Source organism: Streptomyces sp. RLA012 (genome assembly GCF_056270325.1).
Genome location: NZ_JBWDPA010000002.1, coordinates 5,615,079 through 5,632,941 on the forward strand (window position 1 = coordinate 5,615,079; position 17,863 = coordinate 5,632,941).

Annotated in this window: 18 protein-coding genes; 12 read left to right on the top strand and 6 right to left on the bottom strand. The window is 72.2% G+C overall.

What is annotated here, in order from left to right:
• The first annotated feature begins 4 nt into the window (after nucleotides 1–4).
• From RV986_RS25655 to RV986_RS25675, 5 genes are all read left to right on the top strand, one after another.
• Nucleotides 5–2,185 (top strand): hypothetical protein, encoded by a 2,181-nt coding sequence (locus RV986_RS25655; RefSeq protein ID WP_475919645.1) that lies wholly within the window; start codon nucleotides 5–7, stop codon nucleotides 2,183–2,185.
• Nucleotides 2,182–4,620 (top strand): WD40 repeat domain-containing protein, encoded by a 2,439-nt coding sequence (locus tag RV986_RS25660; RefSeq protein ID WP_475919646.1) that lies wholly within the window; start codon nucleotides 2,182–2,184, stop codon nucleotides 4,618–4,620. The genes RV986_RS25655 and RV986_RS25660 overlap by 4 nt, the downstream gene beginning before the upstream one ends.
• 402 nt (nucleotides 4,621–5,022) lie before the next feature.
• Complete coding sequence (locus RV986_RS25665) at nucleotides 5,023–5,733, top strand: RES domain-containing protein (RefSeq protein WP_475919647.1); 711 nt, start codon at nucleotides 5,023–5,025, stop codon at nucleotides 5,731–5,733.
• Between the two features lie 279 nt (nucleotides 5,734–6,012).
• Nucleotides 6,013–6,432: an XRE family transcriptional regulator gene (locus tag RV986_RS25670; RefSeq protein WP_475919648.1), complete on the top strand. Its 420-nt coding sequence runs from the start codon at nucleotides 6,013–6,015 to the stop codon at nucleotides 6,430–6,432.
• A 101-nt stretch (nucleotides 6,433–6,533) separates the two neighbouring features.
• Complete coding sequence (locus RV986_RS25675; protein ID WP_475919649.1) at nucleotides 6,534–6,929, top strand: TOBE domain-containing protein; 396 nt, start codon at nucleotides 6,534–6,536, stop codon at nucleotides 6,927–6,929.
• A gap of 272 nt (nucleotides 6,930–7,201) precedes the next feature.
• On the opposite strand, the gene RV986_RS25680 is transcribed toward RV986_RS25675, so the two are convergent.
• Both RV986_RS25680 and RV986_RS25685 read right to left on the bottom strand, forming a co-directional pair.
• Complete coding sequence (locus RV986_RS25680) at nucleotides 7,202–8,134, bottom strand: LysR family transcriptional regulator (protein ID WP_475919650.1); 933 nt, start codon at nucleotides 8,132–8,134, stop codon at nucleotides 7,202–7,204.
• A gap of 65 nt (nucleotides 8,135–8,199) precedes the next feature.
• Nucleotides 8,200–8,703 carry a molybdopterin-dependent oxidoreductase gene (locus RV986_RS25685; RefSeq protein WP_475919651.1) on the bottom strand — a complete coding sequence of 168 codons (504 nt, stop codon included), beginning with the start codon at nucleotides 8,701–8,703 and terminating at the stop codon, nucleotides 8,200–8,202.
• A gap of 175 nt (nucleotides 8,704–8,878) precedes the next feature.
• On the opposite strand from RV986_RS25685, the gene modA reads away from it, so the two are divergent.
• From modA to RV986_RS25700, 3 genes are read left to right on the top strand one after another with little or no spacing between them, the layout of a single operon-like run.
• A complete protein-coding gene (gene modA / locus RV986_RS25690; RefSeq protein WP_475919652.1) occupies nucleotides 8,879–9,715 on the top strand; it encodes a molybdate ABC transporter substrate-binding protein in 837 nt (278 codons plus the stop codon).
• Nucleotides 9,712–10,581 (top strand): molybdate ABC transporter permease subunit, encoded by an 870-nt coding sequence (gene modB, locus RV986_RS25695; protein WP_475919653.1) that lies wholly within the window; start codon nucleotides 9,712–9,714, stop codon nucleotides 10,579–10,581. Before modA ends, modB begins: the two co-directional genes overlap by 4 nt.
• Nucleotides 10,578–11,825 (top strand): ABC transporter ATP-binding protein, encoded by a 1,248-nt coding sequence (locus RV986_RS25700; protein WP_475919654.1) that lies wholly within the window; start codon nucleotides 10,578–10,580, stop codon nucleotides 11,823–11,825. Before modB ends, RV986_RS25700 begins: the two co-directional genes overlap by 4 nt.
• A gap of 47 nt (nucleotides 11,826–11,872) precedes the next feature.
• On the opposite strand, the gene RV986_RS25705 is transcribed toward RV986_RS25700, so the two are convergent.
• Nucleotides 11,873–12,883: an FkbM family methyltransferase gene (locus tag RV986_RS25705; RefSeq protein ID WP_475919655.1), complete on the bottom strand. Its 1,011-nt coding sequence runs from the start codon at nucleotides 12,881–12,883 to the stop codon at nucleotides 11,873–11,875.
• A gap of 112 nt (nucleotides 12,884–12,995) precedes the next feature.
• Here RV986_RS25705 and RV986_RS25710 point away from each other — a divergent pair, with 112 nt between their 5' ends.
• From RV986_RS25710 to RV986_RS25720, 3 genes are all read left to right on the top strand, one after another.
• Nucleotides 12,996–13,556, top strand: coding sequence for a cupin domain-containing protein (locus tag RV986_RS25710; RefSeq protein ID WP_475919656.1), 561 nt, complete (start codon nucleotides 12,996–12,998; stop codon nucleotides 13,554–13,556).
• Nucleotides 13,557–13,725: 169 nt separating this feature from the next.
• A complete protein-coding gene (locus RV986_RS25715; protein WP_475919657.1) occupies nucleotides 13,726–14,148 on the top strand; it encodes an ATP-binding protein in 423 nt (140 codons plus the stop codon).
• A gap of 146 nt (nucleotides 14,149–14,294) precedes the next feature.
• A complete protein-coding gene (locus tag RV986_RS25720; protein WP_475919658.1) occupies nucleotides 14,295–15,152 on the top strand; it encodes a hypothetical protein in 858 nt (285 codons plus the stop codon).
• A 120-nt stretch (nucleotides 15,153–15,272) separates the two neighbouring features.
• Here the strand turns inward: RV986_RS25720 and RV986_RS25725 are convergent, their stop codons facing one another.
• From RV986_RS25725 to RV986_RS25735, 3 genes are all read right to left on the bottom strand, one after another.
• A complete protein-coding gene (locus RV986_RS25725) occupies nucleotides 15,273–15,551 on the bottom strand; it encodes an SCO5918 family protein (RefSeq protein WP_475919659.1) in 279 nt (92 codons plus the stop codon).
• Between the two features lie 262 nt (nucleotides 15,552–15,813).
• Nucleotides 15,814–16,017 carry a cold-shock protein gene (locus RV986_RS25730; protein WP_010986199.1) on the bottom strand — a complete coding sequence of 68 codons (204 nt, stop codon included), beginning with the start codon at nucleotides 16,015–16,017 and terminating at the stop codon, nucleotides 15,814–15,816.
• A gap of 369 nt (nucleotides 16,018–16,386) precedes the next feature.
• Complete coding sequence (locus RV986_RS25735; RefSeq protein WP_475919660.1) at nucleotides 16,387–16,728, bottom strand: MerR family transcriptional regulator; 342 nt, start codon at nucleotides 16,726–16,728, stop codon at nucleotides 16,387–16,389.
• A 142-nt stretch (nucleotides 16,729–16,870) separates the two neighbouring features.
• Here RV986_RS25735 and RV986_RS25740 point away from each other — a divergent pair, with 142 nt between their 5' ends.
• Complete coding sequence (locus RV986_RS25740; protein WP_475919661.1) at nucleotides 16,871–17,860, top strand: hypothetical protein; 990 nt, start codon at nucleotides 16,871–16,873, stop codon at nucleotides 17,858–17,860.
• Nucleotides 17,861–17,863: the final 3 nt, after the last annotated feature.

Genomic DNA, 17,863 nt, shown 5'->3' on the forward strand with positions numbered 1-17,863 from the left:
GACCATGCGAGGGCGGGTGGGCGGGCTTGTCAGGATCGGGGAGCCGGGTGACACCAGCGGTACGGCGGAGTCCACGACGGTCCGTGGGCCGATGGATCCCGTGGACCCCATGGCCGAGGAGTCCACGGGGCGCACGCTGTTGACGCTCGCCGTCCGCGACTACGGCGACGGGGACGAGGAGTTCACGGCCGGCATCGACGAACAGCTCTCCGTCGTGACCGACTGGTGGTGTGCCCCCCAGGCGCCGGAGCCCTTCGTCCACGTGCCCGCGCCCGAGCTGCACGAGCGCTACGACGTGGAGCGGTTCCTGCACGAGGCCAAGGTGCGCGAGACGGGCGGCCTCGCCCTGGTCCTCTTCATCACGGGGCACGGCCAACTGGGCGCCTCACGCACCCACTTCCTGCAACTGCCGAAGACCGAGCCCCGGCGCCAGCTGGCCACGGCCATCCGCACCAGCGAGATCGTCGCCGCCGCCCTCGACTCCCGCGCCGAACACGTGCTCGTCGTCATCAACACCTGCTACGCGGACGGGATCGCCGAGGAGCTGAAGAAACTGCACCAGGAGATCCCGCTGAGCCGCCGCACCACCGGCAGCCTGGACGTCGTCGCCACCTGCGCCCACGACCAGCTGGTCCAGGTACGGCAGTTCCCCTCGGTGCTGCGCCGGGTCCTGGAGCGGCTGCGCACCACCGCCCAGATCACCACGCCCTGGCTGAGCGTGGCCCATCTGATGACGGAGTTCGAGAGCGAACTGGGCACCGACACCGCGCGGCGCAAGCACCGCCTCAGGCGCGTCCTCGAAGGCGGCGGCCAGACCGCCCTCACCCCCTGTCTGCCGAACCCCGGCTACCGGCCCGTGCGCGAACTGGTGGGTCCCGCCCGCCGCCAGGTAGCCACCCCCGCCGACGAGGTCGACCACTGGCTCGACCGGGCCAGCGGCCGCCCCCAGGAGACCGACCCCGGCTGGTACTTCAGCGGGCGCGAGGGGCTGGGCGGCGCGATCACCGCCTTCCTCACCCGGCCCCGCGGCGTGCTCCTGCTCACCGGAACCGCCGGGAGCGGCAAGTCGGCCGTGCTGGCCCGGGCCGTGACACTCAGCGACCCGCTGTTCCGCGACGACCCCCGCTACGGCCGCGCCCTGCGCTCGGCCGCACCCGAGACCGTCCCGCCCGAGGACTCCGTCACCGCCGCCGTACTGGCCCGCCACCGCACCGCCTGCGACATACTCGGCGACCTGCTGTGCGCCCTGGAGCTGGAGCCGCACCCCGCCGGACCGACCGACGACCCCGTGGAACTCCGGCGCGCCCAGCTGACCGCGTATCTGGACGAGCCCGGCGACACGGTCACACTCGTCCTCGACGGCCTGGACGAGGCCGCCGAACCCTTCCGCGTGGTCACCGACGTACTCGCACCGCTGAACTCCTACTGCGACAGCTCCCCCGCCCTGCCCGCACTCCCCGGCCAGCGCCGTACGGAGCCGCACAGGCCGCTGCGTCTGCTGGTCGGCGTACGCAGCACCCGTCCCCGTACGGACGGCGACACCCCTGCCGTCCCCGCGGAACAGGAACCCGGGCTGCTGGACGCGCTGCGCGAGGTCTTCCCCGGCTCCTCCGTGCTGCGCACCGATGAGGCGGACAGCGAGAGCGACATCGCCGACTACGTCCAGGCGCTCATCGGTACCGAGGCGTCCGGCGGCGACAGCACCCGGCAGGCGGCGCGGACCGTCGCCAAGCGCGTCTGGCCCTCCTTCCTGGACGCCCGGCTGGCGGGCGAGCAGTTGCACCACGCGTCCGACCCCGAGGCGCTGGCGGGCAACCCCGAGTGGCTCGGCCTGTTGCAGGCGGGCACCATCGGACTGCTCCGGCGCGATCTGGCGCTCGTCGAGGACGAGGGGCTCCCCGCGGAGGTGGCGCTCGCGCTGCTCAGGGCCGCCGCGTTCGCGCTGGGCGCGGGCATCCCCTGGTCGGACGTGTGGCCGACGGTGGCCGGTGCGCTGCTCGGCCGACGGATCGAGGACCCGGACCGCATGATCGGGAACCTGCTGAAGAGCCGGCTCGCCGGATATCTGGCCCACGACCACGAGGACGACCGGCGGGTGTACCGGCCGGCCCACGAAGCCCTGGCCGAGATCCTCAAGGATCCCGGGCAGGATCTGCTGGCACGCCTCCGGGACGACACCGTATGAGCGACACGAGCGGAACCGGCGACACGAGTGGAACCGGCGGCGGGAGTTCGCAGGCGAGCGACGCGAAGGCGTGGGCCGACGCCGACGACGCCCACCGGCTCATCGCCAAGGCACTGGCCAAGCTCGTCGCCGCGGACCCCACGATCCCGCCCCACCCCTATCTGAGCCGCCATCTGGCCCACCACGCGGCCCTGGGCGACGTCCTCGACGACACCCACGTACCGCTCGCCGTACTGCCCTGGGAGTCCAGCGCGAACGTCCGCACGCTGCTGCGGCAGAGCGGCGCCGCACAGCGGCAGGAGTGGCTGGAGGCGTGGGCGCGCATCGAGCCGTTCATCGGCGACGCCGGTCCGGACTCCCGGCTGACGAGCCTGCACCTCGCCCACCACGCGGCCACCCGCCCCCGCACCCCGCTCGGCGGCGACGCCCCGCCGGACACCCGCCCACCCGGTTCGCGCATCACACCGCTGTGGAGCGACTGGACCGCGCAGGACAACGTGCTGGCCGTCTCCGACGCGCGCTTCGAGTCGCTGGCCCACACCAGGACCACCGACGGCCGCTCCCTGCTGATCAGCGGCGACAGCCACGGCACGATCCGCACCTGGGAACCGCACGGTGTGCCCGCCCTGGCACCGCTGCACACCTACGGCGGTGCCGTCACCCACCTGCTGCCGCTCCCCGACGACCTGCTGCTCTCCGCGGGCACGGACGGCTCGGTACGCGTCTGGCACCTCACCCGGGGCCAGCTGCTCACCGAACCGGCCCACCGCCCCGGCACCTGGGTCAGCGCCCTCACCCTGTTCGCACCGGCGCACGGGGCCGCGTACGTCCTCGTCGCCCACAGCGACGGGCACCTCGGCGCGCTGGACCCCCGCACCTTCCGGCCCGTCGACACCCCGTTGCCCTCGCTGGACGCGGCTCCGGCCCTGCTCAGCGGAATCGGCAGGGGAACGGGAACCGGTACGGGCGGCACGGGCGGCACGGGCGGCAGGGAGGAGATGGTGCTGGCCGTCGCCCAGGGGCGGCGGGTCGGCATCTGGGATCCACGGCTGGGCCGCACCCTCCACACCGCCGAGCACGAGGGAGCGGTACGGGCCGTGGTGGATCTGCCCGCGCCGGGACGGTACGCGGTCTGCGACGACTCGGGGTACATCGGTTTCCGGGACGCCTCGACGGGCCGGGAGACGGCCGTCGCACGGACTCCGCCCACCGGGCCCGCCATCGCCCTCGCCGCCCTGACCGTGGCGGGCCGGGCGGCGGTGGTCTCCGCGGGAAGCGACCACACCCTGCGGGTCTGGGACGCACGGACGGGCCGGCCGATCGGCGGCGCCCTCGAAGGACACACCGCCCCTCCCGTGGCCCTGACCGAACTGCCGGGCACCCCGCGGGCCCAGGCGCTGCTGGTCTCGGCCGGATCGGACCACACCCTGCGGCGCTGGAAGCTCGGCGGCCACGGCGTCTCCGTCGTGCGCGGCGTCCGGCGGCCCGTCACGGCCGCCGCCCTGTGCGGGCCGGACCCCGCCGCCGAAGCGCCGCTGATCGCCGTGGCCGACGAATCCGGTACGGCGCTCTGGGACACCGCGACCGGCCGCGGCCTCGCCCTCCCGGCGGGCCACGGCACGGTGACCGCCTTCGCCTCGGCGCTCGTGCGGGGCGAACCGCTGCTGGTGACCGCGCACAGCGACGCCGGGGTGCAGCTGTGGTCCCTGGACCGCGGCTCCCGCACCGCCCCGGCGCGGCGGGCCGGGCTGCTCGGCCACAGCCTTCCGGTGCGGTCGATGGCCGTCTTCCCGCACGACGGGCGGACCCTGCTGGTCACCGGGAGCGCCGACGGCACCGTACGCCTCTGGGATCTCGACCGGATGTGCGCGCTGGCCTGCTGGGAGGACCACATGCTGAGCGTCCGGGACGTCGCCGTGCTCGACGCCGGGGGCACGGGGCAGGGCCCGCTGATCGTGTCCTCGGGCACCGACGGCACCGTACGGCTCTGGGACCCGGCCGGCCTGCTGCCCGTGGGACCCGGGCTGCACTGCGACCAGCGGGTGGTGCACGCGGTCGCCGCCGTGCCCGTCGACGAGCCGGATCGTGACGTCCTTCTCGCGTCCGGCGGCGAGGACGGCACGGTCCGCCTCTGGGACCCCGCCGGCCGGCGGCCGGTCGGCCGTCGGCTGGACAGCGGCGACGGGCCCGTGACCGCGCTGGCGTTCTTCCGCACCGCGACCGGTCGGCCGTGTCTCGCGGCGACGGGACCCGGCGGAACCATCCACCTCTGGGACGTCACCACCCAGTCGCACCTGCTGCGGATCGTGACGGGCAACCCGCTCGGCGCGCTCGACGTCCGGCGGACGGCCGGCCCCCGGACGGAGCACCCGGTCCTCCTCGCGGCCGGGGCAGCAGGCGTATGCGTGTTCGAGATCCGAGTGGAGGGCCGCTGATCCGCCACCCGCCGGGCCACCGATCGTGTGCGTGCGCCTCCCGTATGCCCCAGCGCCCCCCTCGCGCGCCCCCGCCACGGCGTGGAAGCGGACACCCACGGCCGCGCACTGCGGAAGAATGATCGCCCGCATGTTCCGGCGGAACACGCGGAGCACGCGGAACACGCGCAACGCACGGGACACCGGACTCGCGCGGGACACCGGACTCATGCGGGACACGGGGCTCGTGCGGGACACCGGGCCCGTGCGCCCCGTACGGCATGTACGGTGCGCCTCCGCAGGCCCCCGCCCCGACGGGCGCCCCGGCGGAGCGGAACACGGCGGACGGCGGGCACCCCGGCAGTGCGGCGGCGGCCGCAACCCACCGACTCAGCAGGCTCAGCAGGCTCAGCAGCGAGGACCATGATGAACAGCAGCCCTTCGGCGGTGACCGCGGCCCACTTACCTTCTCTCGTCCCGGCGCCGGAGCGCGGAGTGTGGCGGTTGGGCAAGAAGAACCACCCCAGGGAGTACAACCGGCTCGAACCCGAGACCAGCCAGGGCTCCAGCGCGGGCCGCTTCAGCCTCGCCACCTACGGAATGCTGTACTGCGCCAGCGACCCGGCGGGCTGTTACGCCGAGGCGCTCGCGCCCTTCCGCGTCCACCCGAAGCTGCGCGGCCTCATCGGCCACGAGTGGGACGAGCGGCCCAGCCACATGAGGGTCGGCCATCTGGCCTCGGGCTGGCGCGAGGACCACATCCTGGTCAGACTCGAACCCGCCAAGGACGCGCAGTTCCTCGACGTCGACGCGGAGGCCACCCGGGCCGTCCTCGCGCGTGAACTCCGGGGCGAGCTGACGGCGTGGAACATCGAACCCCCGCTCACCGACCGGCACATCCACGGACGCGACCGCCGGCTCGCCCGGCAGATCGCGGCCTGGACGGTCGCCCAGCGCAACCACGCCGGCCACCGCCTGGCCCAGGGCATCGCCTACCGCTCCGGATACGGCGGGCGCACCTGCTGGGCCATCTTCCACGACGTCGATCTCGTCGAGGCCGAGCGGCGTCCCATCCAGCCGGAGTCCCCCGAACTGCGCGCGGTCGCCGCGGAGTACGGCCTGCGAATCTTCTGAACGGGGCGTTTGGCCCCACCCGTGTCGCCCGAACGGGCGGAGCTCCGTTCGACGTCCACCAGCGGCGCCGGAGAAAACCCCAGGTCACACGCCTCAGGTCCCTCACAGGGTGGGATTGCACCGGGGATTCAAGGGGGGAAAATGGTGGAGTGGGAGACCCTCTGAAGGGTAGACTTCCCTCAACACAACTGAGGAGAAGCCATGTTGACACTCTGTCTGTCACCCCTCGTGTTACCCCGCGCCTTACCCCATTCGTGACCGTCAGGAAGCGAGGAAATCATGCAGCCACTGCGAGAGCCCGCAGCCAAGACGGTCACCAAGAGCGCCGCCGACACCGTCACCGAGACGACCGCCCACGCCCATACGGTCCAGAAGTCGGTCGCCGACATCGCGCGCTTCCTCCAGGACAACTTCGGCCAGAAGCTCACCGCGTTCATCGCCGGTATCGAGGACCCGAAGCAGGTCGGCAAGTGGGCCAGTTCCCAGAACAGCCCGAGAATCGACTCCGAGCTGCGCCTGCGGGCGGCCTACCAGGTGTTCCAGATCATCGAGCTGCGGGAGAACTGTCACACGGCTCGCGCCTGGATGATCGGTATGAATCCGCAGCTGGAGGACGACTCACCGCTGCAGGCCATAGCCGAGGACAGACATAAGGACGTCATGGCGGCGGCCCGTTCGTACGTCAAGGGTGACCTGTAGCGACGTACGGCCGCCCAGGGCTGCGCAGTGCCGCGTACGACGACGCACCCTTCACAGCGCTTGCTTGCATATGCAAGGATTTCGCGCCTATCTTGGCGCGCATGCAGTCTTACACCATCGGTCAGGCGGCCCGGCTGCTCGGCGTGAGCCCGGACACCGCACGGCGGTGGGCGGACGCCGGGCGGATCGCCACGCACCGGGACGACGGCGGGCGGCGCGTCGTCGACGGACGGGATCTCGCGGCCTTCTCGGTCGATCTCGCCAAGGGGGGCAGCGGTGAGGAGGACGCCTCCTACACCTCCGTGCGCAACGCGTTCCCGGGCATCGTCACCGCCGTCAAGCTGGGCGATGTGGCGGCCCAGGTGGAGATCCAGGCCGGACCGCACCGGCTGGTCTCCCTGCTGACCAGGGAGGCGGTCGAGGAACTCGGCCTGGAGGTCGGCATGGAGGCCACCGCCCGCGTGAAGTCGACGAACGTGCACATCGACCGGGTCTGAGCGGGTCCGAGCGGGCGGGGAGATCGTCGCGGGCGTACGTCGTCGGGTATCCGTCGGTCGGGTCGTCGTACAGCACGCAGAGCACCTTGGCCATGACGCGGCTCTCCTCAACTCCGTCGACGGTCAATCCCGTTGACCGTCAATCCCGTCAGTTCCGCCAATTCCGCCAATTCCGTCGGCGGAAAGGTGCTTTCACCATCCTCGGGACCGAACGCGCCGGTCAAAGCGAACCTCGCTATGCCGGGATAGCCGGCGGCTATCACCGGGCTCCCTCATCTCCCGCCGCCCAGGTAGGTGTTGAGCAGGGCGTCCAGCGCGTCCCGTACCCCCGCCTCCCGGGCCACGGCCAACAGCGCCTCCGCCAGGACGGACGGGGGATCGTCCCGTGCCACGACCAGCCCCACCCGCGGCCCGTGCGCGGGCCCCCGCAGCGGCACCACCCGCATCCCCTCCGGCACCCCGAACATGTGCAGCCAGGCATGCGAGATCACGCTGGACCAGCGGCCGCCCGGCAGATGCGCGTACAACCCGGCGACGCTGTCCGACTCGATCGCCGGGGTCGCCCGCGCGCCGTCCGCCGCGAAGCACTCGTCGATGATCCGCCGGTTGCGCATCCGGGGACTCAGCAGACACAGGGGCAGGGCCGCCGCGTGCGCCCAGCGGGCGGTCGTCGCCGCGCCGAGCGGACCGGTCACCGGGGTGAGGAGCACATACCGCTCCTCGTAGAGCGGGAAGCGTCGTACGTGACGGAGCTCGTCGTCGTCGAGATACGTCATCGCCGCGTCGAGCTCGAACTCGGTGAGCCCGTGGGTGATCTCGGCGGACGACAGGGACTCCATGGCGACCCGGGCCCCCGGGTGGCGGTCGCAGAACGGGGTGGTCAGGAGGGAGGCGGCGGGCAGCGCGGTCGGGACGACACCCAGCCGCAGGGTGCCGGTCAGACCGCCGCGCAGCGCCGACAGCTCCTGGTGCAGGGCGTCGCGCTCGGCGAGGATGCGGTGCGCCCAGGCGAGTACCACCTCCCCCTCGGGGGTCAGCCCCTCGTACCGTCTGCCCCGGCGCACGATCGGCACGTCCAGCTCGTGTTCGAGGCGGCGGATCGCGGCGGACAGCGAGGGCTGCGAGACGAAGCAGGCGGCCGCCGCGCGGGCGAAGTGCCGCTCCCGGGCCAGCGCGACCAGGTACTCCAGCTGACGCAGCAGCATCCGCGGCCTCCCCTCGGCGGGTCAGGCTCGCAGACGCGTGCGCACCACGTCCATCACGCTGTCCATCACTCTCTTGGCGGTCGCGTCCATGACGGGTAACGCCCGTCCAGCCGTATCGCGTTGATGCCGCTGATGTGCCGGGCGCCGCAGCGGTCCTGGGGCAGCACGAGCTGGGGGCCCGCGCGGTCCAGCGGGGTGTCGTCGATGCCGACCGCGAGGAGGACCGGGGCGTGCGCGAAGTCCGGGTCGATCTCGGCCCAGGTGAGCAGGGCGTGATGGCCGTCCGCCCCGGTCACCGCGATGAGAAAGCGCAGCCGGTCCTTGCGGCGGACGGGGTCGAAACCGGGTCCGGCGTCGTGCAGCACGTCGTGCAGCAGGGGTCCCTCGAAGCGGTGGTGCTGTACGCCGCTGGTGGCGCACTCGAAGCTGACCCGCACCCGGTGCTGGGGCCAGGCCAGCAGGTCGGGCACGGTCAGCCGGGCCGGGCGGGCGAGGTCTCCGGTCAGCGCGACGGACGCGAGCGAGTGAGCGGGCTGCTCGGTCAGGGACCGGCCGCGGGACGGGCTCACTGGGCACCACCTCCCGAATGACGCTACCCGGACAGCGCCCCCGTACAAACGCACATGCGTACATCCATGCAACGATCGTGCAGCTCATGCGATGCCACAGGAGACTTCCGGGTCGCATCTGCGGAAGTATGATCGGCGTCAGCATGCCTGAGGCTTCCGAGGGAGTAGACCCGTGATGACCCGATCCGCGCGCCGGACCCGGACCCGCACTCTGCGCGTGGCGGGCGTCGGTGCCGCCGCGCTGCTCGCCCTGAGCGCCTGCTCGTCCTCCGACTCCGACTCCAGCTCCGACTCCTCCCCGAAGTCGGACACTTCGGCCTCCTCGTCGCCGAAGCTCTCCGGGACGGTGACCGTGTTCGCCGCCGCCTCGCTCAAGGAGAGCTTCACGACCCTGGGCAAGGACTTCGAGACGGCCCACCCGGGCACGAAGGTCACCTTCAACTTCGGCGGCAGCGACACGCTCGCCGCCGGCATCACCGGGGGCGCCCCGGCCGATGTGTTCGCCGCGGCCAGCCCCAAGACGATGGCGATCGTGACGGACAAGAAGGACGCCGCGAGCACGCCCGCGACCTTCGTGCGCAACCAGCTGGAGATCGCGACCCTGCCCGGCAACCCCGACAAGGTCGCCTCCCTGAAGGACCTCACCAAGTCCGGCCTCAAGGTCGTACTCTGCGACAAGACGGTGCCGTGCGGCGCCGCCGCGCAGAAGGCGCTGGACGCGAGCAAGCTGAAGCTCACCCCGGTCTCGTACGAGCAGGACGTCAAGAGCGCCCTGACGAAGGTGGAGCTGAAGGAGGCCGACGCCGCCGTCGTCTACAAGACCGATGTGAAGGCGGCGGGTGACAAGGTGGAGGGCGTGGAGTTCCCCGAGTCGGCGCAGGCCATCAACGAATACCCGATCGCCCTGCTCAAGGACGCGCCCAACGCGGAGGCCGCGAAGGCGTTCATCGCGCTCGTGCAGTCCGCCGAGGGGCAGAAGGTACTGACCGCGGCGGGATTCCTGCTGCCGTGACCATCGAGCCGGACGTGTCCGACGCCGTGGCCGACACCCTCAGTGGTGGGCCGCGGCGTCGGCGCGTCCGGACCGGCGGGCCGCGCACCGGCGTCCCGCTCGCCCTTCTCCTCCCCGCCCTGCTCGGCCTGGCCTTCCTCCTCCTGCCCCTGATCGCCCTGCTCGTCCGGACTCCCTGGCGGAGCCTGCCGGACCAGCTGACCAGTACGGCCGTCTGGCAGGCGCTCCAGCTGTCCCTGCTCTCCGCGACGGCGGCGACCGGGGTGAGTCTGGTCCTGGGGGTGCCGCTGGCCTGGCTCCTGGCCCGTACCGACTTCCCCGGCCGGGGCCTCGTCCGGGCCCTGGTGACCCTGCCCCTCGTACTGCCCCCCGTGGTGGGCGGCGTGGCACTGCTGCTCGCGCTCGGGCGCAACGGCGTCGTCGGGCAGTGGCTGGACTCGTGGTTCGGGATCACCCTGCCGTTCACCACGGCGGGGGTGGTGGTCGCGGAGGCGTTCGTGGCGATGCCGTTCCTGGTCATCAGCGTGGAGGGCACCCTGCGGGCGGCCGATCCGCGCTACGAGGAGGCCGCCGCGACGCTCGGCGCCTCCCGGTTCACCGCGTTCCGCCGGGTCACCCTGCCGTTGATCGCGCCCGGGATCGCGGCCGGTTCCGTACTGGCGTGGGCGCGGGCGCTGGGCGAATTCGGCGCGACGATCACCTTCGCGGGGAACTTCCCCGGCCGCACCCAGACCATGCCGCTCGCCGTCTACCTGGCCCTCCAGAGCGACCCGGCCGCGGCGATCGCCCTGAGCCTGGTGCTGCTGGCGGTGTCCATCGCAGTCCTGGCAGGCCTACGGGACCGCTGGATGACGGCGACGACATGACGGACACCACGCCCCCTGCGAACCAGAGCCCGGCCTCGAACCAGAGCTCCGTCTCGGACGAGCGGCCCGCCGCCGACGCACGGCCTGCCGCCGACGCAATGGCTGCCGCCGACCCGCGGGCTGCCGCCGGTAACGGCCTGGCGTCCGGCAAAGGTCCGACCACCGACAAGAGCCCGGCCCGGGGCGGCAGGCCGGGTTCCGGCGAGGGGCTGGACGCTCGGCTGGTTGTCCGGCGGGGTGCGTTTCAGCTCGATGTCAGTCTGATCGTCGCCCCCGGCGAGGTCGTCGCGCTGCTCGGGCCGAACGGGGCGGGCAAGACCACCGCGCTGCGGGCGCTGGCGGGGCTCACCCCGCTGTCGGAGGGCGGTCGGCTCCGGCTGGACGGCGCGAACCTGGAGCGCACCCCGCCCGAGGGCCGCCCGGTCGGCGTCGTCTTCCAGGACTACCTGCTCTTCCCGCACCTGAGCGCCCTGGACAACGTGGCGTTCGGGCCCCGCTGCCAGGGCCTTCCCAAGGCGGCGGCACGCGCGCAGGCCGCCGCCTGGCTGGACCGGATGGGGCTGGCCGAGCACGCGGGAGCGAAGCCACGCCGGCTGTCCGGCGGACAGGCGCAGCGCGTCGCCCTCGCCCGCGCGCTGGCCACCCACCCCCGGCTGCTCCTGCTGGACGAACCGCTCGCCGCGCTCGACGCCCGCACCCGCCTCGACGTCCGCTCCCGACTCCGGCGCCATCTCAGCGACTTCGAGGCCGTCGCCGTACTCGTGACACACGACCCGCTGGACGCGATGGTGCTCGCCGACCGGCTGGTCGTGGTCGAGCACGGCCGGATGGTCCAGGAGGGGACACCGGCGGACATCGCCCGCCACCCCCGCACGGACTACATCGCCCAGCTGGTCGGCCTCAACCTCTACCGGGGCACGGCCGAGGGCCACACCGTGCGGCTGGACGCGGGCCCGGAGATCACCACGACCGAGAACCTGACCGGTCCCGTCTTCGTGGCGTTCCCGCCCGGCGCCGTCACCCTGTACCGCGACCGCCCGACCGGTTCCAGCGCGCGCAACCTGTGGCGCTGCGAGGTCGCGGGCCTGGAGAGCCACGGCGACCAGATCCGCGCGGACCTCGGCGGCGAACTCCCGCTCGCCGCCGACCTGACGACCGTCGCCGCCGCCGAACTCGACCTGCGTCCCGGGGCCCCCGTCTGGGCGACGGTGAAGGCCGCCCAGACGCACGCCTACCCGGCATGACGCGAGGGACCTGACCAGAGAGAGGGGCCAATCCGGGCTAATCCGGGCTAATCCTCCTCGGGTACGGCGTCCGCGCGGACCATCACGCAGTCGAACTCGACCACCCGCGCGGTACTCGCCTCCCGCGTCACCGGGTACATGCCCGAGATCTCGAACCCGCTCCCCTCGTACGTGGCGATCGCCTCGTTCATCCGGGGGCTGCCCTCGTAGAGCCGCAGCGCCGCGACCTCCGACTGCATACCCACGAATTCCGCGATCCGCTCCCCCGCACCCGCGAAGACCTCCAGGTCGTAGCCCTGGGTGTCCATCTTCAGGTACGGCCGCGGGTCGGCGATCCCGTCGAGCGCCTTCTGCATCATGCCGTCGAGACGGCGGATCTCGATCTCCTCGGTATTGGTCTTCGCGAACCGCAGATAGCGGTCCTTGCCGTAGTCGCTGGGCGGGAGCAGGGAGTTCATGGTGTTCCAGCCCACGTGGATGGACTGGGCGGAGTCCGCACGGCCGAGCCCGACGTTGAAGACCATCCAGTCGTCGTCCTTCTTCGCGGCACGCTCCAGCTTCGCGAAGGCGTCCGCGGTGGGTTCGAAGGAGACGATCCGGCCGGTGTAGCCGAGCTTGCGCAGCCGCCTGCCGTACTGGCCCGCGTTGGCGCCCACGTCGAAGACACAGTTCACCTGGTACTTCGCCAGGAGGGCGGTCACATGCTGGGTACACAGGTACTCGGCGGCGGCGAGCTGGAAGCGGCGTTCGTCGGCCGCCGACGCCGTCTCGTCGACCAGCAGACGCCCACCGGACTCACCGAAGGCGACACTGCCCCAGACGTCACCCGGCGACGAAGGCTCCCTGGCGACGATCCACATGTCCGCCTTCGCCTCCGCGCCCACCGGCGTGACCGCGTACTCTCCACTGCCGCGGGCGATCAGATCGGCGGTGCGCCCCACGGGCACGCGGGTGCGCTTGCCGCGCCGGTAGAGCACCGCCGCACCCGAACCGAGATCAAGAGTCTGCACTCCTATCCGGGGAAGCAGACCGAGCATTCTTCTGTAAAGGGTCGCCATCCCCACACCCTTTCAGACTCGTGTGAAGCATGGGAGTTTGTCGGACAACTTTCGGCAGGGGATACGGCAAGTGAAATCAGGAGGGCGGCGAGTGAAACCGAGAGGACGGCGAGTGAACGAAAGCACCGACCCGGAGACACCGGCGCCGAGGCCCGAGCTCGCCTCGGTGCTCGGCATGCAACGGCACCCGGAAGGTGGCTGGTTCGTGGAGACATGGAAGGCGGCGCAGTCCTTCCACCCCGACGGCTACCCGGGACCCCGCGCCACCGCCACCGCCATCTACTTCCTGCTCGCCCCCGGAGAAACCTCCGCCTGGCACACGGTGCGCTCCGACGAACTGTGGCTGTGGCACCGCGGCGGCCCCCTCGACCTCCTCCTCGGCGGCGACGGCGACGCGCCGGATCCTCGGCCGACGGTCGTCCGCCTGGGCCCCGCCGTCGAGGACGGCGAACGGCCGCAGCTCCTCGTGCCCGGCGGCAGCTGGCAGTCCGCCCGCCCGAGCACCGGCCAGGAGGTGCTGGTCACCTGCGTCGTGGCCCCCGGCTTCGACTACGAGGACTTCCGGCTCGCCGGCCCACCTCCGGGTGCCGCCGCAGCCCCCGCCCCCGAACCTGACTCCGACCCGGACTCCGACTCCGACTCCGATCCTGACTCCGGCACTTGTCACCCATGAGGCCGTTGTAAAGCCTTGGCGGGTTTGTGACCTCCGCCCCCGGTTGCCGATCGCCGGGGGCGGGCATCACCCGGGGGCAGGACCGGCCACGCACCGTTTCGCGTGGGTCCCGGCCGGCGGGGGGCCGGCCGCCGGGAACTGGTTGTCCTGGGAGGGGAAGTGAGGTGTCATGCGTGCGCAGCAGCGCGCCGTCCGGCAGACCGCCCGCGTGGAGTACACATTGCCACGCGCGGCCGTTTCGGCGGGCAGAGCCCGTCGGTTGACTTCGGCGTTCCTGACCCGGCCGCGTCCGCGGACGGCTGCGCCGACCGCCGACCAGGTCGATGACGCCACGCTCATCGCGTCGGAACTCGTCGCCAACGCCGTCCGGCACGGCCACACTGGCTGCCGACTGCGGCTGCAGCTCGGGCACGGCGGCGAAGTGACCGTCGAGGTCCACGACGACAGTCCGGGCCGGCCCCGGGTCGGACTGGTGGACACCGACGCGGAGAGCGGCCGTGGCCTCGCGATGGTCCAGCAACTGGCCCACCGCCTGGAGGTCGTCAACACCGGCATCGGCGGCAAAACGGTCCGCGCGATACTGGCCGTCTAGCAGCGGCATGACTCCCCTTGCCGCCGTCACCCGCTGACCACCGCACCCGCCTCACACCTCACCCACCTCACCCGGGAGGGTGACGCGGGGAGGGCCGTCCGCCTGAGTCGTCCGGCAGGAGGCCCGCCCGCGTGTAGAGACGTCTCATGCGCTTCTCTCGCCCCACGCGCCCCACACACGTTCTGCGTCCCACGAAGGTCCGGGTCGCGGCCGTCGCCGCCACGACGGCGGTGGCGGCCGCCCTGACCGCCCTCCTGCTCCTGCTCTCCGGCGGCGGGGACCCGGCCCCGCGCCCGGTCTCCGCGGACGAGGCCCAGCGCATGGCGCTGGCCCGCTTCCGGACGTACGAGGCCAGCCCCTCCGAGGTCACGGTGCGGCTGCCCGTGGCGAGCACGGGACAGGGGACGGTCACGGTGCACGCGGTGGTCGACCATCATGTGCGCCGGGCCGTGGGAGCGTACGAAGTGGTGGACGACGCGCGGACCCTACAGGGCCTGCTCGCCTGGGATCCGGAAGGCATCGCCATCGCTCGTCCACCGGCCCCGGCGCCCGGTGCCGAGCCCGGCCGTACGACGGCTCGACCGCCCGCCCCGGACATCGTGACGACCGCCGCCCAGGCCGCCCGCAAGGCCCGCACCCTGAAGCGCGACCAGTGGACCCGCCGCCCGTACTCCGGCGCCCCACTGGACCGAGCGCTGCGCATGGTCCTGTCCGTGGCCGCCGACCGCCCCGACGACGCCCGGCTCCTCGCCCGTTCGGGCCCCCTGTGGCTGCGCGACGAACGCCTCGGCGGCCACGGTTACGGCGTCTTCGTCGGCCCGGGCCCCCGACCGAGCGCCTCCGCGACCGCCTCCGACGCCTCCCCGCTCACCTACTGGATCGACACCGACGGCAACCTCCGCCGCATCACGGCCCGCCTGTCACCGGGCCAGTACGCGACGGTGGACTTCGTGGCGGAGCATGTGGGCACAGGCGTCCCGGGCACACCGTGGACCAGGGGCTGAGGGACTGCTCCCCGCGGTCGTGCACGACCGGCGGGTGGTTCAGTCATGGCGCTGCGGCATGGGCACTACGGGATGGTGCTACGGGATTGGTGCTACGCCATTGGTGTTACGGCCATGGCGCTAGGCCAGTTCGGCCCAGTTGGGGACGGCGGTGCGGGCCGGGGTGGCGACCGGGTTGCAGACGAAGCCCAGTCGGGTGAGGGCGCGGGCGACCTCGAACTCGGTGAAGTCGCGGCGGTCCTGCTTGGTGATGACCTCCCCGACCTGTTTGACGGGATAGGCGTGCGGGCCGATGACCACGGACGCACTGGTGACGGGCTCGGGCTGGACGCCCGCCATCGAGTGCTCGACCTCGCTCTTGATGAGGTCGAAGGGGAAACGGGCGATCACACAACGCATGGTGTCTCCGCGGGATGAAGTTTCCGGGGGCCGGAAAGTGGGCACGGCGAACCGGAAAAAGGGCACGGCGGACAGAGAATTCGCCAGAAATTCAATCCGGAACGGGAACGGGGAAGGGGACTGAGACGGGGACTGGACCCTGCCAGGACCGAACCGGACAGAACAAAAAAAGCAGGCGGCCGGGGCCCACACCTCATGGTGCAGGTCCCGGCCACCTGTAAGCGTCAGCCGACTCGGAAGTCAGGCGTCAGCGGGTCCCGGACTAGGCGGGGACGATGTTCTCCGCCTGGGGGCCCTTCTGGCCCTGCGTGACGTCGAACGTCACCTTCTGGCCTTCCTGGAGCTCACGGAAGCCCTGGGTGGCGATGTTCGAGTAGTGGGCGAAGACGTCGGCGCCGCCGCCGTCCTGCTCGATGAAGCCGAAGCCCTTTTCCGCGTTGAACCACTTCACGGTGCCAGTAGCCATATCAAATCTCCTTCGGGGCAAAGCTCGAGGACCCACACTGTGCGGGTCCGCGTCGCCGCAATGATTGCCCCATCCGGATAAAAGCACCGGACAATTCAGAAGCGACCGACCGGTACGGACCGGAAAGAACGCTCCAAGACTTTGGGAACCACAACTGCAACTGATATCGACACTAGCACGCCATGGCCGCCGAGGGGCGCGCACTATCTCACCCCACCCCGGGGAATAAGAAAACGCCCATCCGGCCGAACCATTTTCTGTCGCGGCCGCGACAGATATTCGGCCCCGGGCCGTCGATCGCGGCCGGCGCGGACCGTGGAGGCGGGCCTGGGCAAGGGCGTGGGCAAGGGCGAGGGCGAGGACGTGGGGTCACGCGTCACGCGGTGGGTGAGACGGGGTGGGGCGGAGTCGGGCGTTGAGGCGGAGGGCCTCGGCGAGGTCGTCCTCCAGCTCGACGATGCGGCAGGCGGCCTCGACGGGGGTGCCCTGGTCGACCAGGTCGCGGGCGCGGGCGGCGACACGCAGTTGTGCGCGGGAGTAGCGGCGGTGGCCGCCCTCCGACCGCAGCGGGGTGACCAGCCCGGCCTCGCCCACGGCACGCAGGAACGCGGGGGTGGCCCCGATCATCTCGGCGGCGCGACCCATCGTGTACGCGGGGTAGTCGTCGTCCTCGAAACGGTCGGTGGGGTCGGCGGGAGTTCCCTGGGGCACGTGCACCTCTCCCACTCTGGCAGATCCCCCTGACGGCACGGAGCCCGGCCGCTCACTCGGACGGCCCGGTGCGCTGGTGGCCCGCCGGGCCCGGTGGTGGCGTAGGAGAACACCATCGCGTACGCCCCAGGAGGCCTCCGCCATGAAACGTCCGTCCCGGCTCCGCATCCTCACCATGTCCGCGGGCGTCCTGGTGTCGGCGGCCGCGTGCTCGTTCCACGGGGTCGGCGGGAGCGTGACCGCGCGGATCCCCACGTCCTCCGCGTCTCCCGCATCGCCCGCATCGCCCGCATCGCCCGCATCGCCCGCATCCGTCACGTCCGCCGCCTCCCCCGCGGTCCAGGAGTCCCCCGTCGCCTCCGTGACCCCGTCACTCACGGACGCCCAGGCCTCCGCCGCGCTGATCGGCAAGGCCGAGCTGGGTGACCGGTGGTCCGCGACGCAGGGCGGGGCGACCTGGCGGGACGGGCTCCTCAAGGGAAGGACGGCGGTGCCGGACTGTCAGCGGCTGCTCGACGGCCTGTACGCCGAGGATCTGCTGGGGGAACCGAAGGGGCCCCGGGCCGTCGTGGGCCTCGACGAGAGCGACAACGCGGCGCAACTGCGGTACCAGGTCGCCGCGTACGCCGCTGCGGAGGACGTGGACGCCAAGCTGGCGTGGCTGCGGACGCTGCCCGCGAAGTGCGCGCAGTTCACGTCCACCGATGCGCGGGGCGGGCTGCAGAACGTGACGGTCGTACCGGCGGCGCTGCCCGGGGTGGGCGACGCGCGTGAGGGTCTGCGGATGACGATCAGCGGTCGGACCGCCGCCGGTGACGACGGCAACGCCAAGGTGTCCACGCTGACGCTGGACTTCGCCGCCGTGCGGGTCGGCGACCGGGCCGTCTCCCTCACCAACGGAGGCCTCGGCGGGGCGGCGGCGGAGTCCACCCAGCTGGCCGTCCAACTCGGCACCCAACGCCTCCAGGACGTCCTCGCGGGCCGGCCCCCCACCGACAGCCCGACCTCCGACAGCCCGACTTCCGAGAGCCCCGCCGAAAGCCCGACCGAAACCCCGACCGAAGCCCCTGCCGAGACCCCCACCGAAGACACCGAGGACACGGAAGGCCCCGACACCGCCCAAGGCAACTGAACG